Consider the following 6419-nt stretch of genomic DNA (forward strand, 5'->3'; position numbering starts at 1 on the left):
TCAGCCTTCCTTCAGCGATCGCAGGGCCGCACGCAGCTCACGCCGGCTGATCTTGCCGACGCCGGTGACGGGGAACGCCTCGACCACGGTCAGCCGGTCGGGGATCTTGTAGGCGGCCAGGCCGCGTTCCCTCAGGTGGGCGCGGATGTCCGGCAGGGTGATCGTGGCGTCCGGGCGCGGCACGACGAAGGCGCAGGTCCGCTCGCCCAGATAGGCGTCGGGGATGGCGACCACGGCCACGTCGTGCACGGCCGGATGGGTGAGCAGATGGTTCTCCACCTCCTCGGCGGCGATCTTCTCGCCGCCCCGGTTGATCTGGTCCTTGGCCCGTCCCTCGACCACGAGATAGCCGTCGGGGCGGTGCCGCACCAGGTCGCCGGTGCGGTAGAAACCGTCGGCGGTGAACGCGGTCCGGTTGTGTTCCTCGGCGTTCCAGTAACCCTTGATGGTGTACGGGCCGCGGGTGAGCAGATGGCCCACCTCGCCCCGGGCCACCGGCCGGCCGGCGTCGTCGACCACGAGGATCTCGTCGTCCGGCGAGATGGGCCGTCCCTGGGTGTTCAGCACGATCTCGTCCGGGTCGTCGAGCCGGGTGTAGTTGACCAGTCCCTCGGCCATCCCGAACACCTGCTGGAGGCGGCAGCCGAGGACGGGCCCGACCCGGGCCGCGACCGTGCTGCCCAGCTTCGCCCCGCCCACCTGCAGCACCTGAAGGCTGGACAGGTCGGGTTTCTTCTCCATCGCCGTGACCGCGTCCAGCCACAGCTGGGCCAGCGGCGGCACGACGGCGGTGATGGTGACCCGCTCGACCGCGATGAGCGGCAACACCGTGGCCGGGTCGGGCCGGCGGGCCAGCACGATCCGGCCGCCCGCGTGCAGCACGCCGAGCACGCCCGGCGAGGACATGGTGAAGTTGTGCGCCACCGGCAGGACGGCGAGATAGACGGATTCCGGTGTCAGGGCGCAGATCCGGGCGCTCTCGCGAACGCTGTAGAGGTAGTCGTCGTGGGTGCGCGGGATGAGCTTGGGCAGCCCGGTGCTGCCGCCGGAGAGCTGGAGGAAGGCCAGTTCGTCGGCGGACGGCCCGTCCGGCAGTCCGGACGGATCGGCGTGCAGGTCGCCGAGTTCCGCGTCCACGATCAGCCGGGCGCCGCCGGCGGCCGCCGCGAGGGTCCGGTGGTCGAAGCCCTCGTGCACCCCGGTCGTCACGAAGGCGACCGCTGACGTGTGCGAGCAGAAGTAGCCGATCTCGGCCGCCCGGTGCGCGGGCAGCGCGAAGACGGGCAGGGCGCCCAGCCGGAACAGCGCGAAGATGACGTCGAAGTACTCGGCCGTGTTGGGCAGTTGCACGACGACCCGGTCGCCCTTGCCGATTCCCAGGCCGTGCAAGCCCGCGGCGAGGCGCAGGGCGCGGTCCCGCAGCTGGGCGTAGGTGATCTCACGGTCGCCGTCGACGACGGCGACGCGGCTCCCGTGCTTTTCCGCGGCGGCGCGGAGCAGATCGTCGAACGTCTGGCCGATCCAGTACCCGCGTTCCCGGTACAGGTCCTCAACGGACATCGGAATGCTCCAATCCCAGCGCGGCGAGCATGGTGCCGAGCTTGGCCGTGGTCTCGGCCAGCTCCGCCTGCGGATCCGAGCCGGCCACCACGCCGGCCCCGGCGAACAGGTCGAGGCCGTCCTCGTCGGCGGTGGCGCAGCGGATGGTGACCGCCCACTCCCCGTCGCCCGAGGCGTCCACCCAGCCGACCATGCCGGTGTAGAAGCCGCGGTCGAACGGCTCCAGTTCGCCGATGGCGGCCCGGGCGGCGGCGGTCGGCGTGCCGCACACGGCCGGGGTCGGGTGCAGCGCGGTCGCCAGCCGCAGGGCCGAGACGGCCGGGTCGGCGACGGTTCCGGTGATGAGGGTGGACAGGTGCCACATGGTCGCCGTGCGCACCAGCGACGGCTCGGCGGGCACGGTCAGGCTCGCGCAGTACGGGCGGAGCCCGTCGGCGACCGCGGACGCGACCACCGCGTGCTCGTGCCGGTCCTTCTCCGACCGCAGCAGCGCCTCGGCCCGGCGGGCGTCCTCGGCCGGGTCGCCGCTGCGCGCGGCCGAGCCGGCCAGCGGGTTGGCCGTGACCCGCCGGCCCCGGCGGGACACCAGCAGCTCGGGGCTGGCGCCGAACAGGGTGCGGCCGCCGCCGAGGTCGACGCCGAACGTGTAGCCGCTCGGGTCGCGGCCGGCCAGCGCCCGCACCACCGGCGCCGGGTCGAAGCCGGGGGCGTCGGCCCGCAGCGACCGGGCCAGCACCACCTTGGTGTAGCGGCCGGCGTTGATCTGCCGGACCGCGTCGGCGACCGCCGCGGCGTACTTCTCCGGCTCCGGCACGGGCCGGACCCGGGTGACCGGGCTCTTGAGGTCGATCACCCCGGGGGCCGGCGGGCCCCCACGCCGCAGCCGCATCGGCACGACCAGGTGGGCGTCGGCGCCGGGGGCGAACGGGACCGCGCCCACGACGGCGCGGACCTCGTGGCCGGCCGCCTCGGCGACGGCCAGGACGGCGTCGACCCGGTGGGCCAGGTCGGCCAGCCCGTCCCGGCGGCCCGACGGCGGAACCGCGAAATAGGTGTCCTCGGCGAGCAGGGTGCCGCTCGGTGAGGCGAACAGCGACGAGCGGCCGGGGCGGTAGCCCGCCAGCAGCTCGGCCGCGGTGGTCGCGGCGGAGACGGTAGTCACTTCGATGGTTCTCCTTGTCAGGCTCGGGCTCAGGCCCGGAGCGTCGCGCCGCCGTCGACGTACAGGTCGTGCATGGTGATGTGCCGGGCGCGGTCGGAGGCGAGGAACAGCACCGCGTCGGCGACGTCCTCGGGCTCGGCGAGCCGGCCCAGCGGGATGCCGGTACGGAAGGTGGCGGGATCACCGGCGATCACCGGGCCGGGGCCGGTCTCGTCCCAGAGCGAGCGCTGCATCGGGGTGTCGGTGGAGCCGGGGGCCACCACGTTGCAGCGGATGCCGTACGGGGCCAGTTCGAGCCCGAGGCTCTTGGTGAACGCGGTCGAGGCGGCCTTGGACGCGGCGTAGGCGGCCATGCCGGAGCGCGGGATCCCGGCCGCGTTGGACGAGACCGTGACGATCACCCCGGCCCGGCGGGCCGTCATCCGGCGGGCCACGGCCCGGCTCGCCCGGAAGACCCCGCCGGCGTTGACGTCGAACAGCGCCGCCCAGTCGTCGTCGGAGAAGCCGACGACGGCGCCGGTGCGCAGCACGCCGGCCACGTTGGCCAGCACGGCGATCGGCCCGAGGCCGAGCTCGACCGCCTCGACCACGCCGTCGACCTCGGACGAGCGGGACACGTCGGCGACGTACGCCGTGATGCCGTCGTGCCCGGCGGCCAGCCGCTCGACCCCCTCAGCCTCCCGGTCGACCGCGGCCACCCGGGTGCCGGCCTCGGCGAAGGCGAGCGCGACCGCCCGGCCGATGCCCTGCCCGGCGCCGGTGACCAGTGCGATTCCACTCATGCGGGTGACCCCTGTCCGGAGAAGGCGAGGGCTCGTTCTTCCTCGCGCTCGGTGATCCGTACCTTCGACATCGACCAGCGCAGGATCGGCGGCCCCATCACCGAGGTGACGACGGCGATGAGCACCACGACCGTGTACGTGGCGATGGACAGCACGCCCAGGCGCAGGCCGGTGGTGGCCACGACGACCTCGACGACGCCGCGCGAGTTCATGCCGGCGCCCAGCGCGATCGACTCCCAGTGCGACAGCCGGCTGGCCCGCGCGCCGATGTAGGCGCCGGCGAACTTGCCCACGATCGCCACCAGCAGCAGCGCGACGCCGGCCAGCAGCACTTTCGGGTCGGCCAGCGCGGTGAGGTCCATCCGCAGGCCGGCCGTGGCCATGAAGATCGGCGCCAGCACCGACAGCACGATCGTGCGCAGCGGCGACAGGTCGCGCCAGATCGAGCGGCCCGGTCGTGGATCGGGTTTCTCGGCGGCGCGGGCCTGGCCGATGAGGATGCCCGCCACGAACGCGCCGAACAGCGCCTCCATGCCCATCGCGTGGGTGGCCGCCGCGCCCAGCAGGATCAGCACCACCGACGCGGTGACCCGGGGGCCACCGTCACCGGCCCTGCCGGCCAGGTCGAGCACCCGGCGCACGAGCGGACGGCCGATCACGAGCGCGGCCACCACGAAGCCGATCAGGTAGACCACCGACAGCGTGACGGCCCCGGCCCTTACCCCGGTCGTGGCCGCGGCCGAGACCACCGACAGCAGGAACCAGCCGACGGCGTCGTCCACCATGCCGGCGGCCAGCGTCAGCTGGCCGATGTCGCGATGCAGCAGGCCCATGTCGGACAGCGTCTTGGCGATGACCGGGATGGCCGTCACGCACATGGCCACGCCCAGGAACAGCGCGAAGGTGCCCCGGTCGCTGGTCTCGGTCAGCAGCGCGGCCGGCACCAGGAAGCCGGCGGCGACGCCGAGCGCCAAGGGCAGCAGGAGGCCGGCGAGGCTGACTTTGACGCCGGTGACGCCGCGCGTGCGGAGCATCGCGGTGTCCAGTTGGACGCCGGTCACCCCGACCAGCAGGAGCACGCCGAACTGGCCCACCGCGTCGACCAGGTGGAGCTGGCCGGCGTCGGCCGGGAGCACCCAGGCGAAGGCGGCGGGGGCCAGCGCGCCCAGCAGCGACGGGCCGAGGACGACACCGGTCAGCAGCTCGCCGACGAGCGCGGGCAGGCCGAGCCGGGTGGCCAGCCGGCCAAGGGCCAGCGCCACCATCAGCAGCAGCGACACCTGGAGCAGGAAGACCAACAGGGTGTGCGGGGCGAGACCGGGCAGCGGGCTACTCATCGTCGTCCTCGTGGTGGTCCAGGTTCTCGACGCCCCTCTTCCAGTAGCCGTCGATCTCCATCCACTTGCGGTTGAGGCCCCGGCCTCGCAGCTCACGCCGGATCGGCTTCAGTCCCGTGGCCTCACCGGCGATCCACACGTAGCCGTCGCCCTCGGGCAACGTCAGCCGCTCGATGGCGGCGGCCAGCGTCTCGCCGCGATCCCGGAAGAGCCATCGGACGTGGTCCAGCTCGTGCCTCTCGGCCTCGCCGGCGACCTCGGCGAAGGCCAGCACGGTGGCGCCGGCGGGCAGCTGCTCGAGCCAGGCGGCGAGCGCGGGCAGGGCGGTCTCGTCGGCGCCGAGCAGATACCAGTCGAAGGTGTACGGGACCAGGTTCGACCCGCGCGGGCCGAGGATGCCGACGCGCTGGCCCGGCTGCGCCGTGGCCGCCCACGAGCCGCCGGGGCCGTGCTGGTGCAACACGAAGTCGATGTCGAGTTCGCGTTTCTCGGGCCGAAGGTAGCGGATGGTGTAGTCGCGGTAGATGGGCAGCGGCGATCCGGGCGGCGGCGGCTCCAGGCCCTCCTCGCCCAGGGTCGGCATGACGGGCAGTTCGGCGCCGGGTGCCGGGAAGAAGACCTTCACGTGGTCGTCGGGCGCGCCGTATTTGAAGCCGTCGAGCTCCTCGCCGCCGAGCGTGACGCGGGCCATGCCCGGGGTGAGCCGTTGGACGCGTACCACCTCCAGCAGCCGGGGGGTGAGGTCGTGCCAGACGAGTTCGACCTCGCGGGCCAGGGTGCTCATGCGGTCTCTCCATCGAAGAACGTGATCAGCTCGGCGTTGAGCCGCTCGGGCTGTTCCAGGTAGCCGTAGTGGCCGGCGTCGGGGATCTCGGCGTACCGGGACCCGGGTATGGCCCGGGCGACCTCGCGCCCGCCGGTGGCCGGCGCGATGAGGTCGTCGGCGAAACCCACGACAAGACAGGGGCGTTCGATTTCCCCGTACGCCTTCAGCCGGTCCTCTTCGGCGCCGGCCTCCTGCCGGCTCGGGGTCCCGGCGGCGCCCGGCAGCGGCATCTGGAAGACGTCGAGCCAGTCCTGGGCCTGCCGGTCGTCGGCCAGGGTGCGCGGCGAGAGGTTGACGGCCGCGCGCACCACGGCGAGGTAGGCGTCCGGCAGCTCGATCCCGGCCGCCCGAAGGCTGCGCTCGGCGGTGGTCATGGCGGCCTGGTAGGCGCTGCGGCGCCCGAAGGTGGCCATCAGCACCGCCCGGTCGACCAGCTCGGGCCGTTCCAGGCAGAGCTCGGCGGCCACCCGGGCCCCCATGGAGGATCCGGCGATCCGGCACGGGCCCAGATCCAGGGTCTCGATGAGGGTGGCGGCGTCGGCCACGAGGTCGGCCATGGTGACCACCTCGGGGGTGTCGCTGGGCGGCAGCCCCCGGGCGTCGTAGGTGACGACGCGGTAGCCGGCCGCCACGAGCGCGGGCACCTGGTAGAGGTGCCAGGTGCGCCCTCGCGCGCCGTTCCCGGCGAGCAGCAGCACACCGGGGCCGCGGCCGGCCTCGGCGTAGTGCAGGCCGTCGATGACGGGCATCTG

Annotated in this window: 6 protein-coding genes; all 6 read right to left on the reverse strand. The window is 73.6% G+C overall.

Annotated features, from left to right (window positions below; translation table 11 throughout):
• From ACGFJ7_RS13645 to ACGFJ7_RS13670, 6 genes are read right to left on the reverse strand one after another with little or no spacing between them, the layout of a single operon-like run.
• Complete coding sequence (locus tag ACGFJ7_RS13645) at positions 1-1560, reverse strand: (2,3-dihydroxybenzoyl)adenylate synthase (RefSeq protein WP_392642336.1); 1560 nt, start codon at positions 1558-1560, stop codon at positions 1-3.
• A complete protein-coding gene (locus ACGFJ7_RS13650; protein ID WP_392642337.1) occupies positions 1550-2722 on the reverse strand; it encodes an isochorismate synthase in 1173 nt (390 codons plus the stop codon). Before ACGFJ7_RS13650 ends, ACGFJ7_RS13645 begins: the two co-directional genes overlap by 11 nt.
• Before the next feature lie 29 nt (positions 2723-2751).
• Positions 2752-3504 (reverse strand): 2,3-dihydro-2,3-dihydroxybenzoate dehydrogenase, encoded by a 753-nt coding sequence (locus ACGFJ7_RS13655; RefSeq protein ID WP_392642338.1) that lies wholly within the window; start codon positions 3502-3504, stop codon positions 2752-2754.
• Complete coding sequence (locus ACGFJ7_RS13660) at positions 3501-4841, reverse strand: cation:proton antiporter (protein WP_392642339.1); 1341 nt, start codon at positions 4839-4841, stop codon at positions 3501-3503. The genes ACGFJ7_RS13655 and ACGFJ7_RS13660 overlap by 4 nt, the downstream gene beginning before the upstream one ends.
• Positions 4834-5625: a siderophore-interacting protein gene (locus ACGFJ7_RS13665; protein ID WP_392642340.1), complete on the reverse strand. Its 792-nt coding sequence runs from the start codon at positions 5623-5625 to the stop codon at positions 4834-4836. Before ACGFJ7_RS13665 ends, ACGFJ7_RS13660 begins: the two co-directional genes overlap by 8 nt.
• On the reverse strand, positions 5622-6416 hold the full coding sequence (locus ACGFJ7_RS13670) for an alpha/beta fold hydrolase (protein WP_392642341.1): 795 nt from the start codon (positions 6414-6416) through the stop codon (positions 5622-5624). Before ACGFJ7_RS13670 ends, ACGFJ7_RS13665 begins: the two co-directional genes overlap by 4 nt.
• Positions 6417-6419: the final 3 nt, after the last annotated feature.

It is taken from the genome of Actinoplanes sp. NPDC048988 (genome assembly GCF_043197815.1).
In the GTDB taxonomy this organism is placed as follows: Bacteria; Actinomycetota; Actinomycetes; order Mycobacteriales; family Micromonosporaceae; genus Actinoplanes.